Origin of the sequence: Rhodococcus sp. Chr-9 (genome assembly GCF_000801125.1) — a bacterium.
Classification (GTDB): Bacteria; Actinomycetota; Actinomycetes; order Mycobacteriales; family Mycobacteriaceae; genus Rhodococcus; species Rhodococcus pyridinivorans.
This window is the reverse complement of the sequence record NZ_JTIZ01000140.1, coordinates 1-24,844: the sequence shown is the minus strand read 5'-3', so window position 1 is coordinate 24,844 and position 24,844 is coordinate 1. Positions and strand designations below refer to the sequence as shown.

Here is a 24,844-nt window from a genome sequence, read left to right as displayed (position 1 = left end):
AATAGGATGGACACCTGTGACTCCCTCCGACCTTGCTCAGCTGCTCCGCGGAACCGCCGCCGGTGTCCTCACCGACCGTGGTCTCGACGCGTCCGTTCTTCCCGAGACCCTCACCGTCGAGCGCCCGCGCAATCCGGAGCACGGCGACTACGCGACCAACGTCGCGATGCAGGTTGCGAAGAAGGTCGGCGTCAATCCCCGCGAACTCGCCACCTGGCTCGCCGAAGCCTTGACCGCCGCCGACGGCATCGACTCCGCCGAGGTCGCGGGCCCCGGCTTCCTCAACATCCGGCTCGCCGCCGACGCCCAGGGAGCGATCGTGGCGAAGGTGCTCGCCGAGGGCGCCGCCTACGGCACCGGCAGCGACCTCGCGAACACGAGGATCAACCTCGAGTTCGTCTCCGCCAACCCCACCGGCCCGATCCACCTCGGTGGCACCCGCTGGGCCGCGGTCGGCGACGCGCTCGGACGCATCCTCACCGCCCAGGGTGGCGAGGTCACCCGCGAGTACTACTTCAACGACCACGGCGCGCAGATCGACCGCTTCACCCGGTCGCTCATCGCCTCCGCACTCGGACAGCCCGCCCCCGAGGACGGCTACGCCGGCGCGTACATCGTCGACATCGCCTCCTCCGTGCTCGAGCAGCGCCCCGACGCCCTCGAGCTCCCCGAGGACGAGCGGCACGAGACGTTCCGCTCGATCGGCGTGGACCTGATGTTCGCGCACATCAAGCGCACCCTCCACGAGTTCGGCGTCGACTTCGACGTGTACTTCCACGAGAACTCCCTCTTCGAGAGCGGAGCCGTCGAGAAGGCCGTCGAGACCCTGAAGGCGTCGGGCAATCTGTACTTCGACGACGGCGCGTGGTGGCTCAAGAGCACCGATTACGGCGACGACAAGGACCGTGTCGTCATCAAGTCCGACGGCAACGCCGCCTACATCGCCGGCGACATCGCCTACTTCCAGGACAAGCGCTCGCGCGGCTTCGACCTGTGCATCTACATGCTCGGTGCCGACCACCACGGCTACATCGCGCGTCTGAAGGCCGCCGCGGCGGCGTTCGGCGACGACCCCGACACCGTCGAGGTGATGATCGGCCAGATGGTCAACCTCGTCCGTGGCGGCGAGGCCGTGAGGATGAGCAAGCGGGCCGGCACCGTGATCACCCTCGACGACCTCGTCGAGGCGATCGGCGTCGACGCCGCCCGCTACTCGCTCGTGCGTTCCTCGGTGGACCAGAGCATCGACATCGACCTCGAGCTGTGGGCGAGCACCACGAACGAGAACCCGGTCTACTACGTCCAGTACGCCCACGCACGACTGTCGTCGATCGCGCGCAACGCCGCCGATCTCGGCCTGACCGCCGAGGGCGCCGACTTCTCGCTACTCACCCACGAGCGCGAGGGCGACCTCATCCGCACCCTCGGCGAGTACCCCCGGGTGCTGGCAAAGGCGGCCGAACTGCGCGAACCGCACCGCGTCGCCCGCTATCTCGAGGAACTCGCGGGCACCTACCACCGCTTCTACGACGCCTGCCGGATCCTGCCGCAGGGCGACGAGGAGGCCGGACCGCTGCACACCGCGCGACTCGCGTTGTGCGCGGCCGCACGCCAGGTCCTCGCCAACGGCCTCGGCCTGCTCGGCGTCACCGCCCCGGAGCGGATGTGAACGCGCACCCCGCGGGACCGCGTCACGCCCAGATCCCGCACGCCCCCAACCTGCCCGAGCGCCCGGCCGACACCGCGGCGCTCAACGCGCTGGCCCCGCACGTGTGGCCCCGCAATGCCGCGCGCGGCGAGGACGGCGTCATGCGCATCGCCGGTATCCCGGTGACCGAGCTCGCCGAGAAGTACGGCACCCCGCTGTTCGTCGTCGACGAAGACGACTTCCGCTCCCGCTGCCGGGAGATCGCCGAGGCCTTCGGCCCGTCGGCGAAGGTGCACTACGCGTCGAAGGCGTTCCTGTGCAGCGAGATCGCACGGTGGGTTCATCAGGAAGGGCTCTCGCTCGACGTCGCGTCCGGCGGTGAGCTCGCCGTGGCCCTGCACGCCGGATTCCCTGCCGGGAAGATCGCGATGCACGGCAACAACAAGTCCGTCCGCGAACTGCAGGCCGCCGTGACCGCCGGGGTCGGGCACATCGTGCTCGACTCGCTCACCGAAATCGACCGGCTCGACGCGGTCGCCGGTGAGGCCGGTGTCGTCCAGGACGTGCTCATCCGCGTGACCGTGGGCGTCGAGGCCCACACCCACGAGTTCATCTCCACCGCGCACGAGGACCAGAAGTTCGGGCTCTCGCTCGCCGGTGGCAACGCCATGCAGGCCGTGCGCCGCGTCTTCGCGGCCGACAATCTCCGCCTCGTCGGCCTGCACAGCCACATCGGCTCGCAGATCTTCGATGTCGACGGCTTCGAACTGGCCGCCCACCGCGTCATCGGCCTGCTGCGCGACATCGTCGCCGAGTTCGGTGTCGACAAGACCTCGCAGATGAACATCGTCGATCTCGGCGGTGGTCTGGGCATCTCGTACGTGCCGAGCGACGACCCGCCGCCGGTCGCCGACCTCGCGGCGAAGCTGGGCGACATCGTCCGCACCGAGTCCGCGCTCGCCGGGCTGCCGGCCCCGACCCTCGCGGTCGAACCGGGCCGCGCCATCGCCGGACCGGGCACAGTGACGCTCTACGAGGTGGGAACCCTCAAGGACGTCGAGGTCGGTTCCGGGCACGTCCGCCGCTACATCAGCGTCGACGGCGGCATGAGCGACAACATCCGCACATCGCTGTACCAGGCGGAGTACGAGTCGCGCCTCGTCTCCCGCGTGAGCGACGCCGAGCCGGTGGTCTCGCGCGTCGTCGGCAAGCACTGCGAGAGCGGCGACATCGTCATCCGCGACGCTTGGATGCCCGCAGACGTCGCAGCCGGTGATTTACTGGCGGTCGCGGCGACGGGTGCATACTGCTACTCGATGTCGAGCAGGTACAACCTGCTTCCTCGCCCCGCCGTCGTGGCGGTCAAGGACGGCGTCTCGCGCGTTCTGCTGCGCCGCGAGACCCTCGAAGATCTGCTCAACTTGGAGGTTTCGGAGTGACCAGTGTAACGGCGACCGATGCTTCGGGCCGGCGTCCGGTGGGTGTGGCGGTTCTCGGACATGGCACGGTCGGTGCCGAGGTCGCGCGGATCATCCGCGAGGACGCCGCGGATCTCGAGGCGCGCATCGGTGCCCCCCTCGAGCTGAGGGGCGTCGCCGTGCGCGACGCCGCCCGCGACCGGGGTCTTCCCGCGGAACTGGTCACGACGAACGCCGAGGCGCTGATCCGCCGCGACGACGTCGACATCGTCGTCGAGCTCATCGGTGGCATCGAACTGCCCCGCAAGCTCGTGCGCACGGCGCTCGACGCCGGCAAGTCCGTCGTCACCGCCAACAAGGCACTGCTCGCCGCCTACACCGGCGAACTGGCCGAGGTGGCCGAGGCCCGCAACGTCGACCTGTACTTCGAGGCGTCCGTGGCCGGCGCGATCCCGGTGATCCGCCCGCTTACCCAGTCGCTCGCGGGCGACAAGGTCAACCGGGTCGTCGGCATCGTCAACGGCACCACGAACTACATCCTCTCGGCCATGGNGGGCCGCCTCGGATACGCCGAGGCCGATCCCACCGCCGACGTCGAAGGCTTCGACGCCGCCTCGAAGGCGGCGATCCTCGCGTCGATCGCCTTCCACACCCGCGTGACGGCCGCCGACGTCTACCGCGAGGGCATCTCCTCGATCACCGCCGCCGACCTCACCTCGGCGCGCGCGCTCAACTGCACGATCAAGCTGCTCGCGCTGTGCGAGCGCGTCCCGTCCGTCGACGGCAAGGACCGCGTGTCCGCCCGGGTCTACCCGGCCCTCGTGCCCCGCGAGCACCCGCTGGCCTCGGTCAACGGTGCGTTCAACGCCGTCGTCGTCGAAGCGGAGTCCTCGGGTCGGCTCATGTTCTACGGCCAGGGTGCCGGTGGCGCCCCCACCGCCTCCGCCGTGATGGGCGATCTCGTGATGGCCGCCCGCAATCGGGTGCAGGGCGGTCGTGGTCCGCGTGAATCGAAGTACGCGCAGCTGGAAATCGCGCCCATGAGTGACATCCTCACCCGCTACTACGTCAATCTGAAGGTCGCCGACCGCGCCGGCGTGCTCTCCGCGGTTGCCGCCGAGTTCGCCACGCGGGGCGTGAGCATCGCAGCGGTCCGCCAGGAAGGCGCGGGCGACGCTGCCCGTCTGGTGGTACTCACCCATCAAGCCACCGACCGTGCGCTGGCGGATACCGTCGCAGCGCTCGACAAACTCGAATCCGTGATCGCTGTGACCAGCGTCCTGAGACTGGAGGGATCCGCCGAATGAGCGCGGCCGAGAAGAACACCACCCCCGTACACACGCCGTGGCCGGGCCTGATCGAGGCGTACCGTTCGCGCCTGCCGATCGGTGACGACTGGAAGACGGTCACGCTGCGCGAGGGTGGCACGCCGCTGCTCCCGGCTCCGCGCCTGTCGGAGATCACCGGCTGCGAGGTGCATGTCAAGGTCGAGGGTCTCAACCCCACCGGCTCGTTCAAGGACCGCGGTATGACCATGGCGGTCACCGAGGCCCTCGCGACCGGCAAGCAGGCGGTGCTGTGCGCGTCCACCGGCAACACCTCGGCCTCGGCCGCCGCCTACGCCGCGCGCGCCGGCATCGGCTGCGCGGTTCTCGTCCCGCAGGGCAAGATCGCGATGGGCAAGCTCGCCCAGGCCGTCATGCACGGCGCGAAGATCGTGCAGGTCGAGGGTAACTTCGACGACTGTCTGGAACTGGCACGCAAGACCACCGCGGAGTTCTCCACCATCGGTCTGGTCAACTCCGTGAACCCGGTGCGTATCGAGGGCCAGAAGACTGCCGCCTTCGAGATCGTCGACGCGCTCGGCGACGCCCCCGACGTGCATGTGCTGCCCGTCGGCAATGCCGGCAACATCACCGCCTACTGGAAGGGCTACAGCGAGTACGCCGCCGACGGCCTCAGCACGCGCCGCCCGCGCATGCTCGGCGTCCAGGCCGCTGGTGCCGCGCCGCTCGTCCTCGGCCATCCGGTGAAGGATCCCGAGACCATCGCGACCGCCATCCGCATCGGCGCTCCCGCATCGTGGAACGGCGCGGTGGCCGCCAAGGAGGAGTCGAACGGCGCATTCCGTGCGGCGACCGACGAGGAGATCCTCGAGGCGTACCGGCTGCTCGCGAAGTCCGAGTCGATCTTCGTCGAGCCGGCCTCGGCCGCCTCCATCGCAGGTCTGCTCGCCGCGAGCAAGGAAGGCTGGCTCGAGCGGGGCCTGAAGGTCGTGTGCACCGTGACCGGCAACGGTCTCAAGGACCCCGATACGGCCCTGCGCGACGTGCCCGTGGTCGAGCCCATCCCGGTCGACCCGGTCGCGGTCGCCTCCGCGCTCGAGTTGGCCTGAGTTGACCGCCACGCCTTCCTCCGTTGGGAATCAGGACATGACGCAGACGTTGCCCGTGGGGCTTTCGGTGACGGCACGGGTTCCCGCTTCGAGCGCGAATCTCGGTCCCGGCTTCGATTGTCTGGGTCTCGCCCTCGGTCTGTACGACGAGATCACCGTCACGACAACGGCTTCCGGGCTCGACGTGAAGGTGGAGGGGGAAGGCGCCCAGGAGGTTCCGTGGGGACCCTCCCATCTCGTGGTCCGTGCCGTCGAGCGGGGACTCGAGGCCGCCGGTGTGTGGGCGGACGGACTGGACGTCGTGTGCCACAACGTCATCCCGCACTCGCGTGGCCTGGGATCCTCCGCCTCGGCGGCGGTGGGAGGGCTGGCAGCGGCCAACGGGCTCGTCCGCAAGATCGCTCCCGAGCGCGTCCTCGACGACGAGCAGCTCGTGCAGCTCGCCTCCGAGTTCGAGGGCCATCCCGATAACGCCTCCGCGAGCGTCCTCGGTGGGGCAGTGGTGTCGTGGACCGAGGTCGAAGTCGACTCCGAACAGCGGACCTACCGCGCGGTGAGCCTGCGTGTGCACCCGGACATCAAGGCGTACGCCTTCGTCCCGTCGGTCCGTTCGTCGACGGCCCACACCCGGGGCCTGCTGCCCGAACTCGTCCCACATCGGGACGCGGCGTTCAACGTCAGCCGAGCGGCTCTCGCGGTCGTCGCGCTCACCGAGCGGCCCGAGCTGCTGATGCCGGCAACGCAGGATCTGCTCCACCAGGCTCAGCGGGCACCCGCACTCCCGCTCACCACCAAATGGGTGGCCGCACTGCGCGAGGCGGGCATCCCCGCCGTCGTCTCGGGTGCCGGGCCGACCGTGCTCGCGCTCACGACCTCCGCGCTGCCCGACGAACTGCGGGCCGCCGCCGAGGCCGACGAACTGACGGTGCTCGAACTCGAGATCGCCGAGGGCGTCCAGGTCGACTGAGTAGACGCGCAGTGCTGGGGGACCGACGGATGGTGCCGGATGGAGGTCGACGGGTGGTGCAACACACACGTCCCATCCGGCACGGCGATTCTTGCTCTACGTACAGATCGTCGCTATTCTGCGGGGTGTCCGCACGTCGTGCGTATCAGTCGCCGGATTCTCCAGGGTAATCACTCCAGCTCCATCGGGGCGTCGAGCCTGGATCGATCCTCACCTGCTCCCGGATCCGGGAGGGGGACAGACCGCACCTACCGGATTTCGGTGTGGTGGCGGACGTGCCGACCGTTCGTTTTCCCTGAACTCGTACGGCAAATCCCAGCTCAGTGGACGAACTGATCTGCGGGACGAACCCTCTGCTGCGCATGAGCGAGCGAGGGAAGGAAGGATCTCCGTGACAGATACGGACCTGATCACTACACCTGCTCTCGACATTCCCGAGGCCGGTAGCCGGACGACCACGCGCGGTCGCCGCGGAGCAGGCCTTTCGGGCATGGTGCTTGCCGAGTTGCGGACTCTTGCCGCCGAGCTCGGAATCAAGGGCACCTCCGGGATGCGCAAGGGTGATCTCATCGCTGCGATCAAGGAGAAGCAGGGAGGCGGCGCCGCCGCACCTGCTGAGCAGCCTGCAGCCGAGAAGACCGCTGCCCCCGAGAAGACCGACGCGGCAGCGAAGACCGAGACGGCGGGGAAGCCCGAGACTGCCGGCAAGCCCGAGGGAGCACCCTCGCGTGGCACCCGCGGTCGCCGTGGCCGTGCCGCCACCGACGAGACCGCCGCGCCCGAGCAGAAGGCCGACGCCGCACCGGCCGAGCAGAAGGCCGACGTGAAGCACGGTGAAGAAAGCTCGCAGGAGAAGCTGCAGGGCGGCCAGACCCCCAGTGGCGACAACGAATCCGACGGTAACCGCCGCGGCCGTGGCCGTCGCGGACGCCGCGGTGGCGACAACGCCGACCAGAACCAGCAGACCGAGGGTGCCGACGCGTCCGAGGACGGTCGCCAGGATCGCGACTCGCAGCGCGACAAGGTCCAGGATCGCGACTCGCACCGCGAGCGTGGCCAGGACCGTAACTCCGGCGACGGCTCCTCGCGCCGCGACCGTAACCAGGGCGACCGTAACCAGGGCGACCGCAACCAGGACGCCGGCGATCGCGACGGCGGTAACCAGGGTCCGCGCCAGGGCCAGGACAACCGTGGGGGAGACGACGAGGAAGGTGGCCGCGGTCGCCGGGGTCGTCGCTTCCGTGAGCGTCGTCGTGGACGCGACCGCGGCGAGAGCGGTTCGGACTCGCGCGAGCCCGAGATCCGCGAGGACGACGTCCTGCAGCCGGTCGCCGGCATCCTCGACGTCCTCGACAACTACGCGTTCGTCCGCACCTCCGGCTACCTCGCCGGCCCGAACGACGTGTACGTGTCGATGAACATGGTGCGCAAGAACGGCCTGCGCCGCGGCGACGCCATCACCGGCGCCGTGCGGGTCCCCCGTGAGGGCGAGCAAGGCAACCAGCGTCAGAAGTTCAACCCGCTGGTTCGTCTCGACACCGTCAACGGCCGCGAGGTCGACTCGGCCAAGCGCCGCCCCGAGTTCAACAAGCTCACGCCGCTGTACCCCAACCAGCGACTGCGCCTCGAGACCCAGCCGAACATCCTCACCACGCGCGTGATCGACCTGGTCATGCCGATCGGTAAGGGTCAACGTGCACTCATCGTGTCGCCGCCGAAGGCCGGTAAGACCACCGTCCTCCAGGACATCGCGAACGCGATCGCCGTCAACAACCCCGAGTGCTACCTGATGGTCGTGCTCGTCGACGAGCGTCCCGAAGAGGTCACCGACATGCAGCGTTCGGTGAAGGGTGAGGTCATCGCCTCGACCTTCGACCGGCCGCCGTCGGATCACACCTCGGTCGCCGAGCTCGCCATCGAGCGTGCGAAACGTCTCGTGGAGATGGGCCAGGACGTCGTGGTGCTCCTCGACTCCATCACCCGTCTCGGCCGCGCGTACAACAACTCGTCGCCGGCATCCGGACGCATCCTCTCCGGTGGTGTCGACTCGACCGCGCTGTACCCGCCGAAGCGTTTCCTCGGTGCCGCCCGCAACATCGAGAACGGCGGATCGCTCACGATCATCGCCACCGCGATGGTCGAGACCGGTTCCACCGGCGACACAGTGATCTTCGAGGAGTTCAAAGGCACGGGTAACGCCGAGCTCAAGCTCGACCGGAAGATCGCCGAGCGGCGCGTGTTCCCGGCGGTCGACGTCAACCCGTCCGGTACCCGCAAGGACGAGCTGCTCATGAGCCCCGACGAGTTCGCCGTGGTGCACAAGCTCCGCCGCGTGCTTTCGGGCCTCGATTCGCACCAGGCGATCGATCTGCTCATCGACCGGCTCAAGAAGTCCAAGACGAACATCGAGTTCCTCATGAATGTGGCGAAGACCGCACCGGGGGCACTCGACGACTGACGTCGGCGCCCCGGGGAATTTCCTCCCGGGGCCCTACGTTTGGCATAATCGGCAGGCTCAGTCCGGCTCCGGTTCACGTCTTCGACCCGCGAAGGCGACCCGGCGGCCATGAAAGGGACACCATGAAGGCAGGAATCCACCCCAACTACGTGACGACGACCGTCGTCTGCGGTTGCGGTAACACGTTCGAGACGCGCAGCACCAAGGAGTCGGGACGTATCAACGTCGAAGTCTGCTCCAACTGCCACCCGTTCTACACCGGCAAGCAGAAGATCCTCGATACCGGTGGACGCGTCGCGCGTTTCGAGGCTCGCTACGGCAAGCGTGCGCCGAAGAAGGCCGCTTCCGACAGCTAGCTGTCACGCCGACGCCCGGTACTGCCCTCGTGCAGGCCGGGCGTCGGCTTTTTCATTGCAAGACCGAAATCAGAGCGGAGCACACTCATGGCGGGGCAGACCAAGCCGTCGGCCATCGACGACATCCTGGCCGAACACGCGGGTCTGGAGCAGCAGCTGTCCGACCCGTCGCTGCACGACGATCCTGCGGCAGCGCGTCGGGTGGGCAAGCGGTTCGCCGAACTCGCCCCCGTGATGTCGACCTACAACGCTCTGAAGCAGGCCCGCGAGGACCTCGAGGCGGCGCGCGAACTCGCCGCCGACGACGCGACTTTCGCATCCGAGGTCGACGACCTCGAGGCGCAGGTCGCCGAGCTCGACCGCTCGCTCACCGACCTGCTCGCCCCGCGCGACCCGCACGACAGCGACGACGTGGTCCTCGAGGTCAAGTCCGGTGAGGGCGGCGAGGAATCCGCCCTGTTCGCCGGCGATCTCACCCGGATGTACACGCGCTACGCCGAACGTGCCGGTTGGCGCGTCGAGGTCCTCGGTGCCACCTACTCCGATCTCGGCGGCTACAAGGACGTCACGCTGTCGATCAAGTCGCGGACCGACGTGCGCGACGGCGTGTGGTCCCGCCTGAAGTTCGAGGGCGGCGTGCACCGCGTCCAGCGTGTGCCCGTCACCGAGTCGCAGGGACGCGTGCACACCTCCGCGGCCGGCGTCTTCGTCTACCCCGAGCCCGACGAGGTCGAGCAGGTGCAGATCGACGAGAGCGACCTGCGCATCGACGTCTACCGGTCGTCCGGCAAGGGTGGTCAGGGTGTCAACACCACCGACTCTGCCGTGCGCATCACGCACCTTCCCACCGGCATCGTGGTGACCTGCCAGAACGAACGCTCGCAGCTGCAGAACAAGGCCCGCGCGATGCAGGTCCTCGCGGCGCGCCTGCAGGCAGCGGCCGAAGAAGCTGCCGAGGCCGAGGCGTCAGCGGGTCGCGCCAGCCAGGTCCGGACCGTCGACCGGTCGGAGCGCATCCGCACCTACAACTTCCCGGAGAACCGGATCACCGATCACCGCATCGGCTTCAAGTCCCACAACCTCGACGCGGTGCTCGACGGCGAACTCGACGCACTGCTCGACGCCCTGGGCGCCGCAGACAGAGAGGCCCGGCTCGCGGCGGAGTAACCGCGAACCGGGCTCGTCGCCAGGGGGTCAGGCAGGAGTGTCGTCGTCCTGACCGGCCTCGCCGTCCTCGACCGCCGCCGGTGGAACGTTCGTGAGATCGACGCCCGGCAGCAGGAAGCAGCCCTCGCCGCCGGCGTTCTGATGGGCACCCCAGACTGCGCTGACGACGAGTCCGTCACCGGTCTGGAGAGCGACGGCAGGTTCCTCCTCGTCGATTGCGTCCGGAAGGACACCACCGCCCAGCTGCAGCGTCCTCAGGTTCACCCAGCTGATCTGGCCTCCTCCGCTGCCCTCCTGCTCGATCTCGTACTCGATCTGGCCGGGCTCCGCGTCCTCCTCGGCGAGAGCGGTCTCCGTGTCGACCACGCCGATACCCGCCGGGCATCCGATGGGGATCGGCTGGAAGTCGATGGGCTCGGCACTCGCGAGAGCAGGGGCCGCGAAGGCGGTCGCACCCGCAGCGGCAAGGACGGTGATTCCACGCACAGTCCGCGTCTTCATGGAGCAATCCCTTTCTGTCGATGAAACCGACCGGAAGGTATCGGTCCTCGTTCGGGTGCCCATCCCGCCGTGCCGTCAATCACGTTGTCGGAAACACCCTCGATGTCCGGTCCGGGTGTTCTGCGTGCAATGCGAGGGCTACCTCGGCGTAGTGCAGGTACGAGGTCGTGGCACGCTGTAAGGCGTGAGCCGTCAACCTCTGCGCCTGGCCATCATCGAAGCGGCATCGGTCCTCGAGGAAGCCGGAGTCCCGAGTCCCCGGGTCGACGCCGAACTTCTCGCAGCGCACCTGCTCGGCATCGAGCGCGGGCGACTCGGTCTGGTCCCGCTCGTCGAGGCGACGACCATCGACGCCTACCGCTCGATGGTCGAACAACGGGCGAAGCGGATTCCTCTGCAGTACATCACCGGCACCTCGCCGATGGGGGAGATCGACCTGGCAGTGGGGCCGGGGGTGTTCGTCCCGCGACCCGAGACGGAACTGCTGCTCGGGTGGGCGCTGGCCTTCCTCGAACGCCACGGCAGCCGCAACCCGGTCGTCCTCGACCTGTGCACCGGATCCGGCGCGCTGGCGCTGGCGATCGCGCATGCGCGTCCCGACGCCGAGGTCCACGCCGTCGAACTCGAAGCGAAGGCCCTCGCCTGGGCGCGTCGGAACGCCGAGACCCGCGCGGAGGAAGGGGACACCCCGATCCGGCTGTACCAGGGCGATGTCACCGACCGCATGCTGCTCACCAACCTCGAAGGCAGTGTCGACCTGGTGGTCGCCAACCCGCCCTACATCCCGGAAGGAGCCGACCTCGAACCCGAGGTGGTCGAACACGATCCGCACTCGGCGCTCTTCGGGGGAGCGGACGGACTGTCCGTCATCCGGCCCATGGTTTCCAACATTGCGCGGTGGCTGCGGATCGGGGGAGCGGCAGCGGTCGAGCACGACGACACGCACAGCCTGCTGGTCGCCGAACTGTTCGAGCAGCGTCGGGTGTTCGGCGACGTCGTGCGGCACCCCGACCTCGCCGGGAAGGCCCGCTTCGTGACCGCGCACCGTGTTCCTACGGCGGTGGAGGCCGACCGCATGAAGTCGGTACGGTCTGCGGCGGACGGCTGACGGGCAGGACCCGTCCGGTGCCGATTGCGGCCGAAGTGGAAGGATGAGCGCGTGAGCACCGTGTACGACTGCAACAACGAAGCTTCGCGCGCCGCCGGACTCAACGCGGCGCGCGGCGCACTCAAGGCCGGACGACTCGTCGTCGTACCCACCGACACGGTGTACGGCATCGCTGCCGACGCCTTCGACTCCGACGCCGTAACGGCGCTCCTGCGCGCGAAGGGGCGCGGCCGCGACATGCCGGTGCCGGTCCTCGTCGGCTCCTGGACGACCATCGACGGTCTCGTCGCCTCGGTGCGTCCCGAGGCGCGGGAGTTGATCCGCGCGTTCTGGCCGGGCGGACTCAGCCTCGTGGTGCACCAGGCACCGTCCCTGGCCTGGGATCTCGGCGACACCCGCGGCACCGTCATGCTCCGCATGCCGCTGCACCCCGTCATCCTGGAACTGCTGCGCGAGGTCGGTCCGCTCGCGGTCTCCAGCGCCAACGTCTCCGGTCGGCCCCCCGCCACGAACGTCACCGAGGCGCGCGAGCAACTCGGAGCATCGGCGAGTGTCTATCTCGACGGTGGCCCGGCAGAGCACGGGGTCGCATCGACGATCGTCGACCTCACGGGCGACCGCCCGCGCATCCTGCGCGAAGGTGCGGTGACGGCCGAAGCACTCGCGGAGGTGCTCGGTGACGATCCCGAGCGCCTTCGGTCCGGCGGGGAGTAGCGGCGGAGGAACGGAGCACGTGACTGCAGCCGACACCACCGCCGTACTGCTCGCCCAGGCCGGGCGCGGCGCCGGCGTTCCCATCCGGGAGCTTCTCCTCGTCCTGCTCACCGCCGCGGTGGTGACCTTCCTCGCGACCGGTGTGGTGCGGATCCTCGCGCTGAAGTTCGGAGCGGTCGCCGTTCCCCGCGACCGCGACGTGCACGTGACCCCGACCCCGCGGATGGGTGGGGTCGGCATGTACATCGGCCTCGTCGCGGGAATCGTCTTCGCTCAGCAATTACCTGCTCTGACAAGGGGTTTCGAATTCACCCCGGATATGGGGGCGGCGCTCGCTGCGGCCTCGATCATCGTCGTCGTCGGCATCGTCGACGACCGGTGGGGACTCGACGCGCTCACCAAGTTCGTCGGCCAGGTCACCGCGGCCGGCGTGCTCGTGATCATGGGCGTGAGCTGGATCGTCATCTACGACCCGTTCAGTGCCTCGACACTCGTACTCGACCAGCTCCAGGGCGGTCTCATCACCGTCGCCGTCGCCGCGGTGACGATCAACGCGATGAACTTCGTCGACGGGCTCGACGGACTCGCGGCCGGACTGGGTCTCATCGCCGCACTCGCGATCTGCGCGTTCTCCGTGGGTCTGCTGCTCGATCAGGGCGGCGACGTCTCCGCCTACCCGCCGGCCCTCATGGCCGCGGCCCTCGCCGGCGCCTGCCTCGGCTTCCTGCCGCACAACTTCCAGCCCGCCAAGATCTTCATGGGCGACTCCGGGTCCATGCTCATCGGTCTCATGCTCGCCGCAATCTCCACAAGCGCCTCGGGCCTCATCCCGCTCAGCGCCTACGGTTCGCGCGACCTGCTCGGTCTGCTCTCGCCGCTGATCCTGGTCGGTGCCGTGATGTTCATCCCGATCCTCGACCTGCTCCTCGCGATCGTGCGGCGCACCCGGGCCGGCGTCAGCCCCTTCAGCCCCGACAAGATGCACCTCCACCACCGCCTGCTGCAGATCGGGCACTCGCACCGTCGCGTGGTGCTGCTGCTCTACCTGTGGGTCGGAATCCTGGCCTTCGGGGCTGTCGGTTCCTCGCTGCTCGACCGGCGGGCCGTGGTGTTGATCCTCGCGGGCGGTCTCGTGTTCGCCCTCGTCGTGACCGCTGTGCCGTCGCTGCGGCGGCACGACGAGTCGGGGGAGACGCCGCCGGAGCACTCCCGAGAGGTCGGTTAGGCTCGGATATCGTGACGAACCCGGATCATCCCGAACCCGACCACGGCCTGCCCTCGCTGCCCGACCCGATCGCGCCGATGCGCGCGGCCGTGCGGTACGGCGCCCTCGGTCTTCTCGCGCTCGCCGTCGTGGCGTCGGTGATCTCGGTGCTCGTCGCCGGGATGCCCGGTCTGTGGGGTGCACTCATCGGAGCGGCCGTCGGCGGAGGGTTCATCCTCTTCACCGCACTCGGCGTTCTCCTGACGTCGAAGATGCCGGCGATGACCGCCGGAGCCGTACTTCTCGGCACCTGGCTGCTGAAGCTGATCCTCGCCATCGTCGTGATGGGCTCGCTCGACTCGCTCGACTTCTACAACCGCAACGCGCTCGTCCTCACCATCGTGTTCGCCCTGGTCATCGTTCTGGGAGCCGAGACCTACGGGGTGCTCTCGCAACGTGCCCTGTACGTCGATCCCCAGGCGTCGTCCGGATCCGACAACGACGATCGGTAGTAGCACCGCTTGTCCATAACCCCCCACGTAGGAACCCACCTACGCACTGTCGTAGAGCAGTTGGTAGGGTGAGTTCTACGAGAGTGACGCTGCCCGCATCGGGTTCGAAGAGGGTGCGCAGTTGTGACTTCGTAGGCGGTCGTGTTCAAATGGCCGCCGAGTCGACGAGAGTCGCCGACACCGGCAGGAAGCGGGACCGTTCACGCGGTTCGGACCACTGGCGAATACGCGAGCCGACCTGGTCGACTTCTGGATCGTCAATGTCCGATCGAACCGCAGACGGCATGCCTGCGGCCGACTACGGGAGAGAGCGCTGAGCGTCACCACCTTGGCAGCCGGAGAATTCCACGCGCCGTCACTAGCTGATTTTTTCCCACCGGCAGTCCTGTTCGAAGGAACCCCCTTCGAGATGGACCGGTTGATGCTCATCCGCGTCGCCGTCGCCCTGATCGTCGCGCTGTTCTTCTTCTTCGCGTTGCGGAGTCCGAAGATCGTGCCGCGGGGCGTGCAGAACGTCGCCGAGATCATGCTCGACTTCGTCCGGATCCACATCGCCGAGGACATCCTCGGTAAGGAACAGGGACGCCGGTTCCTCCCGGTGATCGTCACCATCTTCTTCCTGGTGGTCGGTCTGAACCTGACATCGGTCATCCCGTTCCTCAACATCTCGTCCAACGCACGAATCGGTATGCCGATCGTGCTCGCGGCACTCGCCTACATCGTCTTCAACTATGTGGGCATCAAGAAGTACGGATTCTTCCGCTACGTCAAGAGCAGCATCGTCATCCCGAACCTGCCGCCCGCTCTCCACGTGCTGGTGATCCCGATCGAGTTCGTCTCGACGTTCATTCTGCGGCCGTTCACGCTGACCATTCGTCTCATGGCCAACATGCTGGCCGGTCACATCATGCTCGTGCTGTTCTTCAGTGCCACGCAGTTCTTCTTCTTCGATTCCGACGGCTTCATGAAGGTGTTCGGCATCGGTTCTCTCATCGGCGGAATCGCGTTCACCTTCTTCGAGCTCCTGGTGATCGTCCTGCAGGCCTACATCTTCGCGCTGCTCACCGCGGTGTACATCGACCTGGCCCTGCACGCCGAAGAGCACTAGCTCGACGAACGGCACGACCCACATCTACACAAAGACTGACTCGGTTGCCGACTCCCGGGGCCGAGCCACAAGAAAGGGAATGGAACACCAATGAGCGTTGCGCTTCAGGCAGCAGACGTCCTCGCCCAGGAGACCACGATCTCGGGTGCAGGCGCCATCGGCTACGGCCTCGCCGCCATCGGCCCCGGCATCGGCATCGGCATCGTCGTCGGCAAGGCGATCGAGGGCATGGCTCGTCAGCCCGAGATGGCCGGCCAGCTGCGCACCACGATGTTCCTCGGTATCGCCTTCACCGAGGCCCTCGCGCTGATCGGCATCGTCGCCGGCTTCATCTTCTGATCCGACGATCACAATGGCTGACAGCATCCTGATCCTCGCGGCAGAGGAAGGGGAGACTCCCAATCCCCTTCTCCCCGCGACATACGACATCGTCTGGTCGCTGGTCGCCCTGATCCTCGTCGGATTCGTCTTCTGGAAGTTCGTGCTTCCGATGTTCCAGAAGGTGCTCGACGAGCGTTCGGAGCTGATCGAAGGCGGCATCAAGAAGGCAGAGGAAGCTCAGGCGGAGGCTGCGGCCGCGCTCGAGCAGTACCGTAGCCAGCTCGCCGAGGCTCGCACCGAGGCGGCGCAGATCCGTGAAGAGGCCCGTGCACAGGGCCAGCAGATCATCGCCGACATGAAGGCGCAGGCCCAAGAGGAGAGCGACCGTATCGTCGCCGCCGGTCACAACCAGCTGCAGGCCCAGCGCCAGCAGATCGTGGCCGAGCTGCGTAGCGATCTCGGACGCAGCTCCGTGGATCTCGCCGAGAAGATCCTCGGCGAAGCGCTCGCGGACGACGTGAAGCGTGCCGGCTCGATCGATCGGTTCCTCGACGAACTCGACTCCCTCAGCGCTGACTCTGCATCCGGAAAGTGAGCACCATGTACGCAGCAAGCCGTGAGGCACTCGCTCATACGCGTTCCGCGTTGCAGTCCGCCCTGGGCTCGGGTGCCGCGACTGCCGCTGCGGCTCAGGCCGGTTCCGAACTCTTCTCGGTGGTCGAGGCGCTCGACAGCCAGCGCGCCCTCCGGACCGCGCTGGCCGACGCCTCGGCCCCGGCTGCCGTTCGCGAGCGGCTGGCCGAGCAGGTCTTCGGCGGCAAGGTTTCGGCCCAGACCCTCGCGACCGTCAAGGCCGCAGCGGGGCAGGACTGGTCGGCACAGTCCGACCTGACCGACTCGCTCGTCCAGCTCGGCCGTGAGGCACTGCTGAAGGCCGCAGCGGACCAGGACCAGCTCGACACCGTCGAGGACGAACTGTTCCGCCTCGGTCGCATCGTGGCAGGCGACCCGGAGCTCGAGCAGACGCTCTCGGATCGCAGCACCCCGGCTTCGGCCAAGCGTGATCTGCTGACGCGCCTGCTGTACGGCAAGGTCACCGCAGTCACCGAGGCGCTGGCGGTCCACGCGGTCGGTCGGCTGAGCAAGTCGCCGGCCGGGACGTTCGACGAGTTGTCGGCGCTCGCCGCGGCCCAGCGGGACCGTGCCGTCGCGCACGTCCGCAGCGCGGCACCGCTCGATGCGAAGCAGGAGGAGCGGCTCACCGCGACCCTGACCCGCATCTACGGGAAGCCTGTGACGGTTCACGTCGAGGTCGATCCCGAGCTTCTCAGTGGATTGGTCGTCCGGGTGGGCGACGAGGTCATCGACGGTAGTGCCGCGGGTCGACTCGCTGCAGTGCGCAAGAGCCTCACGTAGTCCACTACCGAACACACACATAGATCTTTTCGAAGACCAGATACCGAGAGCAGGAAGAACATGGCGGAGCTGACGATCTCCTCCGACGAGATCCGTAGCGCGATTGACAATTACACCGCGAGCTACTCCCCGGAGGCCTCCCGCGAGGAGGTCGGCGTGGTCGTCGACACCAGTGACGGCATCGCGCACATCAGCGGTCTGCCGTCGGCGATGGCCAACGAGCTGCTGGAGTTCCCCGGTGGCGTCCTCGGCGTGGCCCTCAACCTCGAGGCCACCGAGATCGGTGCCGTTATCCTGGGCGACTTCCAGACCATCGAGGAAGGCCAGGAAGTCAAGCGGACCGGCGACGTTCTGTCGGTGCCGGTGAGCGACAACTTCCTCGGTCGCGTCGTGAACCCGCTCGGTCAGCCGATCGACGGCCTCGGCGACATCGAAGCCGATGAGACCCGCGCCCTCGAGCTGCAGGCCGCGACCGTGCTGGAGCGCCAGCCGGTCGAGGAGCCGCTGCAGACCGGCATCAAGGCCATCGACGCGATGACCCCGATCGGCCGTGGCCAGCGTCAGCTCGTGATCGGCGACCGCAAGACGGGCAAGACCGCCGTCTGCATCGACGCGATCCTGAATCAGAAGGCGAACTGGGAGACCGGCGACCCGAAACAGCAGGTCCGCTGCATCTACGTCGCGATCGGCCAGAAGGGCTCGACCATCGCGGGTGTCAAGCAGGCACTCGAGGAGAACGGCGCGATGGAGTACACCACCATCGTCGCGGCTCCGGCCTCCGACTCCGCCGGCTTCAAGTGGCTCGCCCCCTACACCGGTTCGGCCCTCGGCCAGCACTGGATGTACCAGGGCAAGCACGTCCTCATCGTGTTCGACGACCTGACCAAGCAGGCCGAGGCCTACCGCGCCATCTCGCTGCTGCTGCGTCGTCCGCCGGGCCGCGAGGCATACCCCGGCGACGTCTTCTACCTGCACTCGCGTCTGCTGGAGCGCTCCGCCAAGCTCTCCGACGAGCTCGGTGGCGGCTCGCTGACGGCCCTGCCGATCATCGAGACCAAGGCGAACGACGTGTCGGCCTACATCCCGACCAACGTCATCTCCATCACCGACGGCCAGGTCTTCCTCGAGTCCGACCTGTTCAACAAGGGTGTCCGCCCCGCCATCAACGTCGGTATCTCGGTTTCCCGAGTCGGTGGCGCCGCCCAGACCAAGGGCATGAAGAAGGTCTCCGGTTCGCTGCGTCTCGAGCTCGCGCAGTTCCGTGAGCTCGAAGGCTTCGCCGCCTTCGCCTCCGACCTCGACGCCGCGTCGAAGGCTCAGCTCGAGCGCGGTCAGCGTCTCGTCGAGCTCCTCAAGCAGGACCAGTACGCGCCCATCGCAGTCGAGGACCAGATCGTGTCGATCTACCTCGCCGGCGAAGGTGTCTTCGACTCGGTTCCGGTCGAGGACGTGCGTCGCTTCGAGACCGAGCTGCTCGAGGATCTGCACCGCAACGCCGCAGGCGTCTACGAGCAGATCGCCGGTGGCAAGGCCCTGTCCGACGAGTCGATCGAGGACCTCCGCGCCGCGACCGCCAAGTTCAAGGAGGGCTTCATCGCCTCCGACGGCAGCCGTGTCGTGAACGAGGCAGAGGCCGAGGCCCTCGGTGCCGACGAGATCCAGCAGGAGCAGGTCTCCGTCAAGCGCACCACCGTTCGCAAGTGAGCGGGGAGTCCATGACCCAGCGTCCAGTGAAGGGAGTGTGATCGACGAATGGCGAACTTGCGCGAACTGCGCTCGCGGATCAAGTCGGTCAACTCGACCAAGAAGATCACCAAGGCGCAGGAACTGATCGCGACGTCGCGTATCACGAAGGCCCAGGCCCGAGTGGCAGCGTCCAAGCCGTACGCCGAGGAGATCACCAAGGTGCTCTCCGAGCTGGCGAGTGCGTCGGCCTCGTTGGATCACCCCCTGCTCAACGAGCGCGAGAACCCCAAGCGTGCCGCAGTGCTGGTCGTGACCAGCGACCGCGGTATGGCCGGCGGTTACAACTCCAACGTCCTCAAGGAAGCCGAGGAGCTGCGTCAGCTGCTCCTCAGCGAGGGCAAGGAGCCTGTGCTGTACGTGATGGGCGGTAAGGGCCTCGGCTACTACACGTTCCGTGAGCGTGAAGTGGCCGCTGCCTGGACGGGCTTCTCGCAGGACCCCCGTTACACGGACGCCGCGAAGGCGAGCCGTCACCTGGTCGAGCTGTTCATGGCGGGTTCGGGCACCGAGGTGCCCGCACCGAACGGCGAGGGCACCATCGAGGGCGTCGACGAACTGCACATCGTCTACACCCGCTTCGTGTCGATGCTGACCCAGACCCCCCAGGTTCGCAGAATGGCTCCGCTCGAAGTGAGCATCACCGAGGACGAGATCGACCTCGGCGAGGACATGCTCACCGACGGACGCCGCGCCACGGACAACGAGGGACCGCAGGCCGTGTACAACTTCGAGCCGGAGGCCGGAGTTCTGCTCGAGGCTCTCCTGCCGAAGTACATCAGCACGCGCATCTACGCGTCGCTGCTGGACGCGGCGGCCTCCGAGTCGGCAGCCCGTCGTACCGCCATGAAGGCCGCGACGGACAATGCCACGGAATTGGTGAACACCCTCAGCCGTCAGGCGAACCAGGCCCGGCAGGCCCAGATCACCCAGGAAATCAGCGAGATCGTCGGCGGTGCCGGTGCGCTCGCCTCGAGTGCAGGAAGTGACTGAACCACAATGACCGCAGCAGTAACCGACAACAACGCCGGTGCGGCGTCGGCCCTTGCCGGGCGCGTCGTCCGCGTCATCGGCGCCGTCGTCGACGTGGAATTCCCGCGTGGCGCCGTGCCCGAGCTGTTCAACGCCCTGCACGCAGAGGTCACTCTGCCGTCCGTGGCGAAGACCCTGACCCTCGAAGTCGCGCAGCACCTGGGTGACAACCTGGTCCGCACGATCTCGATGCAGCCCACCGACGGCCTGGTGCGTGGCGCCCCCGTCAGCGACACCGGCAAGCCGATCTCGGTTCCCGTCGGCGACGTCGTCAAGGGCCACGTGTTCAACGCGCTGGGCGACTGCCTCGACGCGCCGGGCACCGGACGCGACGGCGAGCAGTGGGGCATCCACCGCAAGCCCCCGGCCTTCGACCAGCTCGAGGGCAAGACCGAGATCCTCGAGACCGGCATCAAGGTCATCGACCTGCTGACCCCGTACGTGAAGGGCGGCAAGATCGGTCTGTTCGGTGGTGCCGGTGTCGGCAAGACCGTTCTGATCCAGGAGATGATCACCCGTATCGCGCGTGAGTTCTCCGGTACGTCGGTGTTCGCCGGCGTCGGTGAGCGCACCCGTGAGGGCACCGACCTCCACCTCGAGATGGAAGAGATGGGCGTCCTCCAGGACACCGCCCTCGTCTTCGGCCAGATGGACGAGCCGCCGGGCACGCGTATGCGCGTCGCCCTGTCGGCCCTGACGATGGCGGAGTACTTCCGCGACGTCCAGGGACAGGACGTGCTCCTGTTCATCGACAACATCTTCCGCTTCACGCAGGCCGGCTCGGAGGTTTCGACCCTCCTCGGCCGTATGCCGTCGGCCGTGGGTTACCAGCCCACGCTCGCGGACGAGATGGGTGAGCTCCAGGAGCGCATCACCTCGACGCGTGGCCGCTCGATCACCTCGCTGCAGGCGATCTACGTGCCCGCCGACGACTACACCGACCCCGCGCCGGCCACGACGTTCGCTCACCTCGATGCGACCACCGAGCTCTCGCGTCCGATCTCGCAGATGGGTATCTACCCCGCTGTGGACCCGCTGACGTCGACCTCGCGAATCCTCGAGCCGGGCATCGTCGGTGCCGACCACTTCCGGGTGGCCAACGAGGTCAAGCGCATCCTGCAGAAGTACAAGGAACTGCAGGACATCATCGCCATCCTCGGTATGGACGAGCTCTCCGAAGAAGACAAGGTCACGGTCGCCCGTGCCCGTCGTCTCCAGAAGTTCCTCGGCCAGAACTTCATCGTCGCCGAGAAGTTCACGGGTCAGCCGGGTTCGGTCGTGCCGCTCGCCGACACCATCGAGGCCTTCGACCGCGTGTGCAAGGGCGAGTTCGACCACCTGCCCGAGCAGGCGTTCAACAGCTGCGGTGGACTCGACGACGTCGAGGCTGCAGCCAAGAAGATCGCCGGAAAGTAGGCCACCGTGGCTGAGATGAGCGTGGACATCGTTGCCGTCGAGGAGCGTGTGTGGTCCGGATCGGCGACTCTCGTCACCGCCCAGACCACCGAGGGCGAGATCGGCATCATGCCCGGTCACGAGCCCGTGCTCGGCCAGCTCGTCGAGGGTGGCGTCGTGTCCGTCAGGACCGCGGACGGTGAGCGGATCGTCATGGCCGTCCATGGCGGATTCCTCTCGGTGACCGCGACGACGGTGACGGTGCTCGCCGAAGCCGCCGACCGCGTGGAGGACATCGACGTCGAGGCAGCCAAGTCGACTCTGAACGATGCAGATCGTGACGAGTCGGAGATCGCAGCGGCCCGCGGCCGCCTGCGGGCTGTCGAACGAGCCTGATCGTCGAACAACGAGAAGCCGCGACGGAGCCGACGAGCAGTGTCACCTGGATTTCTGATTCTCAGTATCCTTGTGGTGCTGCTCGCGGTCTCCGTCGCGGCTTTGTTGTACCGCCTCTTTGCCCTGCGCGGCGGGGGTACCGCCGCCATTCTGCGAGTGATGCCTCAGAACGAGGGTTCCGGCTGGAGGCACGGAATCGTTCGGTACGGCGACGAGACACTCGCGTTCTACAAGCTTTCGAGCCTTCGGCCCGGACCCGACGTACGACTGACCCGTCAGGGCATCGATGTGCGTTCGCGACGGAAGCCGGAAGGCAGTGAATTCGACATCATGACCGAGGACATCGTGATCCTCGATGTGATCGACCGCGACGACTCGTACGAGATCGCGCTCGACAGCGGCGCTTTGATGGCCTTCATGTCCTGGGTCGAATCCAGGCCCGACGGCCGGTCGCAGCGCCGCCGCCCCCTCTAGAGGGACTTCCTCACGCGCCCGCTCCCGGCTTCCACAGCACGTCGCCGTCCGGGTTCGCGATCCGGCCCAGGATGAACAGCAGATCCGAGAGCCGGTTCAGGTACTTCGCGGGCAGGACGTTCGTGTCGTCCGGAGCCGCGTCCACCGCCGCCCACGCCGACCGTTCCGCACGTCGTGCCACCGTCCTGGCGGTGTGCAACAGAGCCGCCCCCGGCGTGCCGCCGGGAAGAATGAACGAGTTGAGCGGTTCCAGCTCCTCGTTGAATTCGTCGCACCAGCCCTCGAGCCGGTCGATGTACTGCTGGGTGATCCGCAGCGGCGGGTACTTCGGGTTCTCGACCACGGGCGTCGACAGATCCGCGCCGGCATCGAAGAGATCGTTCTGAATCTGTCGGAGTACCGGGACGAGCCGTTCCGGGAGCGCTCCCAGTGCGAGGGCCACACCGATCGCCGCGTTGGTCTCGTCGCAATCGGCGTAGGCGACCAGACGAGGATCGTTCTTCGAGACGCGCGAGAAGTCGCTGAGCCCCGTTGTTCCGTCGTCTCCGGTGCGCGTATAGATCCGTGTCAGGTGGACTGCCATGCGCGTCACGGTACCGGCTCTGCTCTTCCCGCGGACACGCCCGTTACGCTGTGTCGTTGTGAGTGAACGCTTTCTTGTCACAGGTGGGAACCGCCTTTCCGGCGACGTCGTCGTCGGGGGTGCCAAGAACAGCGTCCTCAAGTTGATGGCTGCGGCGCTGCTCGCCGAGGGCACCACCACGATCACCAACTGCCCCGACATCCTCGACGTGCCCCTGATGGCCGACGTCCTGCGTGGACTCGGCTGCGAGGTCGAACTCGAAGGCGACGCCGTACGCATCACGACGCCTGCCGAACCCGAGTACCGCGCCGACTTCGCGGCAGTGCGGCAGTTCCGGGCGTCGGTCTGCGTACTCGGCCCGCTGGTTGCACGCTGCCGCAAGGCGATCGTGGCGCTGCCCGGCGGCGACGCCATCGGCTCCCGTCCGCTCGACATGCACCAGGCGGGTCTGCGACTGCTCGGCGCCCATTCGTCGATCGAGCACGGATGCGTCGTCGCGGAAGCGGACGATCTGCACGGTGCCACCATCCGTCTGGCGTTCCCTTCGGTGGGAGCGACAGAGAACATCCTCATGGCCGCGGTCCTCGCCAAGGGGGACACGACCATCGACAACGCGGCCCGCGAACCCGAGATCGTCGACCTGTGCAACATGCTCGTCCGCATGGGGGCACGGATCACCGGTGCGGGCAGTACGACGCTGCGGGTCTCGGGAGTCTCGTCCCTCCGTCCCACCGAGCACCGGTGCATCGGCGACCGGATCGTTGCGGCGACGTGGGGGATCGCAGCTGTGATGACGCGGGGCGATATCGCCGTCCGTGGCGTCAATCCGAAGCATCTCGCGTTGGTGCTGGACAAGTTGCGCAGTGCCGGCGCCGAAGTCATGCCGTTGGCAGACGGATTCCACGTCGTGCAGAAGGAGCGGCCCCGTGCCGTCAACTTCGCGACGCTGCCGTATCCGGGATTCCCCACCGACCTGCAGCCCATGGCCATCGGTCTCGCGGCCATCGCCGACGGGACGTCGATGATCACCGAGAACGTCTTCGAAGCACGGTTCCGGTTCGTCGAGGAGATGGTGCGTCTCGGAGCGGACGCCCGCACCGACGGCCACCACGCGGTCGTGCGGGGAGTGGAGCAGTTGTCGAGTGCTCCCGTGTGGGCATCGGACATTCGTGCGGGCGCAGGTCTGGTGCTCGCCGGCCTGTGTGCGGACGGGGTCACGGAAGTGCACGACGTCTACCACATCGATCGTGGTTATCCGCGGTTCGTCGAGATCCTCCAGGAGCTCGGCGGAACCATCGAGCGGGTGGGTGTCGAAGAAGGCCGGCTCCTGTCGCACTAGGGAGAAACCCTTGATCGTGGCCTGTGTCCGGCGTCACCGGAAGCGATTTCGGTGCGGTCGGCGCCTTTCACGGACATCCACCTGGGCTTTCCTCGAGGCTTACCCCCTCTGACCAGGCGATTTGGCAGGCAGTTGATCCTCGCGTAACTTATTCCAGGTCAGAGCGACACGGACACCGACCCGGGCCGAGAGGAACGGGACAACGAGGTTGGACGAAGGCGCCTGAACTTGGTTACGAGCCCCCGATTCTTCTGGTAAGGTCGGTGGCCCCGGAGGTCGAAGAGACCTCCTGATGAACAGTCACCCCGGAGTGAACGAACCGGAAGGTTCGGGATCCATGGTGTGTGCGTGTTCTTTGAGAACTCAACAGTGTGCCGATGAATGTCAGTGCCAAATAATATTTGGTGCGACCACTTCACTTTTTGTGGGTGGTTGTTGCTGATCGTCTCATTCTTCCGTCTGGGATGATCAGTGTTTGAGCTAGTTTGAGTTTTTTTGCTAGTGATTTGACTCTTTTGTCTTTGACTGATTACCCCTTTTTTGGGGGTGATTGTGAGTCTTCAACGGAGAGTTTGATCCTGGCTCAGGA

24 protein-coding genes and 1 pseudogene are annotated in these 24,844 nt (G+C 67.2%); 23 read left to right on the top strand and 2 right to left on the bottom strand.

Going from position 1 to position 24,844, the window contains the following annotated elements:
• The first annotated feature begins 16 nt into the window (after positions 1-16).
• The 9 genes and pseudogenes from argS (at position 17) to prfA (ending at position 10,409) form a co-directional block, all read left to right on the top strand.
• Complete coding sequence (gene argS, locus QR64_RS24610) at positions 17-1,669, top strand: arginine--tRNA ligase (RefSeq protein WP_006552577.1); 1,653 nt, start codon at positions 17-19, stop codon at positions 1,667-1,669.
• Positions 1,666-3,087 (top strand): diaminopimelate decarboxylase, encoded by a 1,422-nt coding sequence (gene lysA, locus QR64_RS24605; protein WP_039587736.1) that lies wholly within the window; start codon positions 1,666-1,668, stop codon positions 3,085-3,087. The genes argS and lysA overlap by 4 nt, the downstream gene beginning before the upstream one ends.
• A gap of 38 nt (positions 3,088-3,125) precedes the next feature.
• A pseudogene (locus QR64_RS28515) lies at positions 3,126-3,618 on the top strand (homoserine dehydrogenase); the annotation flags it as partial.
• 1 nt (position 3,619) lies between these two features.
• The coding region (locus tag QR64_RS28510; RefSeq protein ID WP_235367327.1) for a homoserine dehydrogenase at positions 3,620-4,373 on the top strand (754 nt) is incomplete at its 5' end.
• Positions 4,370-5,461: a threonine synthase gene (thrC, locus tag QR64_RS24595; protein WP_006552580.1), complete on the top strand. Its 1,092-nt coding sequence runs from the start codon at positions 4,370-4,372 to the stop codon at positions 5,459-5,461. The genes QR64_RS28510 and thrC, both read left to right, overlap by 4 nt.
• 37 nt (positions 5,462-5,498) lie before the next feature.
• Positions 5,499-6,428, top strand: a complete 930-nt coding sequence (gene thrB, locus QR64_RS24590; RefSeq protein ID WP_033097981.1) for a homoserine kinase — start codon at positions 5,499-5,501, stop codon at positions 6,426-6,428.
• A 391-nt stretch (positions 6,429-6,819) separates the two neighbouring features.
• The gene (gene rho / locus QR64_RS24585; protein WP_084222405.1) at positions 6,820-8,886 is read left to right on the top strand and encodes a transcription termination factor Rho; all 2,067 of its coding nucleotides are present in this window, start codon (positions 6,820-6,822) and stop codon (positions 8,884-8,886) included.
• 122 nt (positions 8,887-9,008) lie between these two features.
• Positions 9,009-9,242, top strand: a complete 234-nt coding sequence (gene rpmE, locus QR64_RS24580) for a 50S ribosomal protein L31 (protein WP_006552583.1) — start codon at positions 9,009-9,011, stop codon at positions 9,240-9,242.
• Positions 9,243-9,329: 87 nt separating this feature from the next.
• Complete coding sequence (gene prfA, locus QR64_RS24575) at positions 9,330-10,409, top strand: peptide chain release factor 1 (protein WP_006552584.1); 1,080 nt, start codon at positions 9,330-9,332, stop codon at positions 10,407-10,409.
• Between the two features lie 27 nt (positions 10,410-10,436).
• Here prfA and QR64_RS24570 read toward each other — a convergent pair whose 3' ends face one another.
• Positions 10,437-10,910 carry a hypothetical protein gene (locus QR64_RS24570; RefSeq protein WP_019288967.1) on the bottom strand — a complete coding sequence of 158 codons (474 nt, stop codon included), beginning with the start codon at positions 10,908-10,910 and terminating at the stop codon, positions 10,437-10,439.
• 184 nt (positions 10,911-11,094) lie between these two features.
• On the opposite strand from QR64_RS24570, the gene prmC reads away from it, so the two are divergent.
• The 13 genes from prmC to QR64_RS24505 all read left to right on the top strand — a co-directional run bounded on the left by prmC (position 11,095) and on the right by QR64_RS24505 (position 22,333).
• On the top strand, positions 11,095-12,018 hold the full coding sequence (gene prmC, locus QR64_RS24565; RefSeq protein ID WP_006552586.1) for a peptide chain release factor N(5)-glutamine methyltransferase: 924 nt from the start codon (positions 11,095-11,097) through the stop codon (positions 12,016-12,018).
• Between the two features lie 51 nt (positions 12,019-12,069).
• On the top strand, positions 12,070-12,732 hold the full coding sequence (locus QR64_RS24560) for an L-threonylcarbamoyladenylate synthase (protein WP_024103704.1): 663 nt from the start codon (positions 12,070-12,072) through the stop codon (positions 12,730-12,732).
• Positions 12,733-12,751: 19 nt separating this feature from the next.
• Positions 12,752-13,957, top strand: coding sequence for an MraY family glycosyltransferase (locus tag QR64_RS24555; RefSeq protein ID WP_006552588.1), 1,206 nt, complete (start codon positions 12,752-12,754; stop codon positions 13,955-13,957).
• 11 nt (positions 13,958-13,968) lie between these two features.
• Complete coding sequence (locus QR64_RS24550) at positions 13,969-14,448, top strand: hypothetical protein (RefSeq protein WP_006552589.1); 480 nt, start codon at positions 13,969-13,971, stop codon at positions 14,446-14,448.
• A 409-nt stretch (positions 14,449-14,857) separates the two neighbouring features.
• Positions 14,858-15,556, top strand: coding sequence for a F0F1 ATP synthase subunit A (atpB, locus tag QR64_RS24545; RefSeq protein ID WP_006552590.1), 699 nt, complete (start codon positions 14,858-14,860; stop codon positions 15,554-15,556).
• 90 nt (positions 15,557-15,646) lie between these two features.
• Entirely contained in the window at positions 15,647-15,895 is a 249-nt protein-coding gene (locus tag QR64_RS24540) for an ATP synthase F0 subunit C (RefSeq protein ID WP_006552591.1), read from the top strand.
• A gap of 13 nt (positions 15,896-15,908) precedes the next feature.
• The gene (locus tag QR64_RS24535) at positions 15,909-16,472 is read left to right on the top strand and encodes a F0F1 ATP synthase subunit B (protein WP_006552592.1); all 564 of its coding nucleotides are present in this window, start codon (positions 15,909-15,911) and stop codon (positions 16,470-16,472) included.
• Positions 16,473-16,477: 5 nt separating this feature from the next.
• Positions 16,478-17,293, top strand: coding sequence for a F0F1 ATP synthase subunit delta (locus QR64_RS24530; protein ID WP_039587789.1), 816 nt, complete (start codon positions 16,478-16,480; stop codon positions 17,291-17,293).
• Between the two features lie 60 nt (positions 17,294-17,353).
• A complete protein-coding gene (gene atpA, locus QR64_RS24525; protein WP_039587731.1) occupies positions 17,354-18,997 on the top strand; it encodes a F0F1 ATP synthase subunit alpha in 1,644 nt (547 codons plus the stop codon).
• 48 nt (positions 18,998-19,045) lie between these two features.
• Positions 19,046-20,029, top strand: coding sequence for a F0F1 ATP synthase subunit gamma (locus tag QR64_RS24520; protein ID WP_006552595.1), 984 nt, complete (start codon positions 19,046-19,048; stop codon positions 20,027-20,029).
• A 6-nt stretch (positions 20,030-20,035) separates the two neighbouring features.
• Positions 20,036-21,484, top strand: a complete 1,449-nt coding sequence (gene atpD / locus QR64_RS24515; protein ID WP_016692470.1) for a F0F1 ATP synthase subunit beta — start codon at positions 20,036-20,038, stop codon at positions 21,482-21,484.
• A gap of 6 nt (positions 21,485-21,490) precedes the next feature.
• Positions 21,491-21,859 (top strand): F0F1 ATP synthase subunit epsilon, encoded by a 369-nt coding sequence (locus QR64_RS24510; protein WP_006552597.1) that lies wholly within the window; start codon positions 21,491-21,493, stop codon positions 21,857-21,859.
• A gap of 75 nt (positions 21,860-21,934) precedes the next feature.
• The gene (locus QR64_RS24505; RefSeq protein WP_371683106.1) at positions 21,935-22,333 is read left to right on the top strand and encodes a DUF2550 domain-containing protein; all 399 of its coding nucleotides are present in this window, start codon (positions 21,935-21,937) and stop codon (positions 22,331-22,333) included.
• Between the two features lie 10 nt (positions 22,334-22,343).
• On the opposite strand, the gene QR64_RS24500 is transcribed toward QR64_RS24505, so the two are convergent.
• Entirely contained in the window at positions 22,344-22,916 is a 573-nt protein-coding gene (locus tag QR64_RS24500; protein WP_019288973.1) for a cob(I)yrinic acid a,c-diamide adenosyltransferase, read from the bottom strand.
• 58 nt (positions 22,917-22,974) lie between these two features.
• Between QR64_RS24500 and murA the strand changes: the two genes are divergently transcribed.
• Complete coding sequence (gene murA, locus QR64_RS24495; RefSeq protein WP_019288974.1) at positions 22,975-24,255, top strand: UDP-N-acetylglucosamine 1-carboxyvinyltransferase; 1,281 nt, start codon at positions 22,975-22,977, stop codon at positions 24,253-24,255.
• The last annotated feature ends 589 nt before the right edge of the window (positions 24,256-24,844 follow it).

Bases quoted from the DNA above. Each gene is read 5' to 3' on its own strand.
- thrC (WP_006552580.1), top strand. From the start codon at position 4,370: ATGAGCGCGGCCGAGAAGAACACCACCCCCGTACACACGCCGTGGCCG.
- thrB (WP_033097981.1), top strand. From the start codon at position 5,499: ATGACGCAGACGTTGCCCGTGGGGCTTTCGGTGACGGCACGGGTTCCC.
- rpmE (WP_006552583.1), top strand. From the start codon at position 9,009: ATGAAGGCAGGAATCCACCCCAACTACGTGACGACGACCGTCGTCTGC.
- prfA (WP_006552584.1), top strand. From the start codon at position 9,330: ATGGCGGGGCAGACCAAGCCGTCGGCCATCGACGACATCCTGGCCGAA.
- QR64_RS24570 (WP_019288967.1), bottom strand. From the start codon at position 10,910: ATGAAGACGCGGACTGTGCGTGGAATCACCGTCCTTGCCGCTGCGGGT.
- atpB (WP_006552590.1), top strand. From the start codon at position 14,858: ATGGACCGGTTGATGCTCATCCGCGTCGCCGTCGCCCTGATCGTCGCG.
- QR64_RS24540 (WP_006552591.1), top strand. From the start codon at position 15,647: ATGAGCGTTGCGCTTCAGGCAGCAGACGTCCTCGCCCAGGAGACCACG.
- QR64_RS24535 (WP_006552592.1), top strand. From the start codon at position 15,909: ATGGCTGACAGCATCCTGATCCTCGCGGCAGAGGAAGGGGAGACTCCC.
- QR64_RS24530 (WP_039587789.1), top strand. From the start codon at position 16,478: ATGTACGCAGCAAGCCGTGAGGCACTCGCTCATACGCGTTCCGCGTTG.
- atpA (WP_039587731.1), top strand. From the start codon at position 17,354: ATGGCGGAGCTGACGATCTCCTCCGACGAGATCCGTAGCGCGATTGAC.
- QR64_RS24520 (WP_006552595.1), top strand. From the start codon at position 19,046: ATGGCGAACTTGCGCGAACTGCGCTCGCGGATCAAGTCGGTCAACTCG.
- atpD (WP_016692470.1), top strand. From the start codon at position 20,036: ATGACCGCAGCAGTAACCGACAACAACGCCGGTGCGGCGTCGGCCCTT.
- QR64_RS24500 (WP_019288973.1), bottom strand. From the start codon at position 22,916: ATGGCAGTCCACCTGACACGGATCTATACGCGCACCGGAGACGACGGA.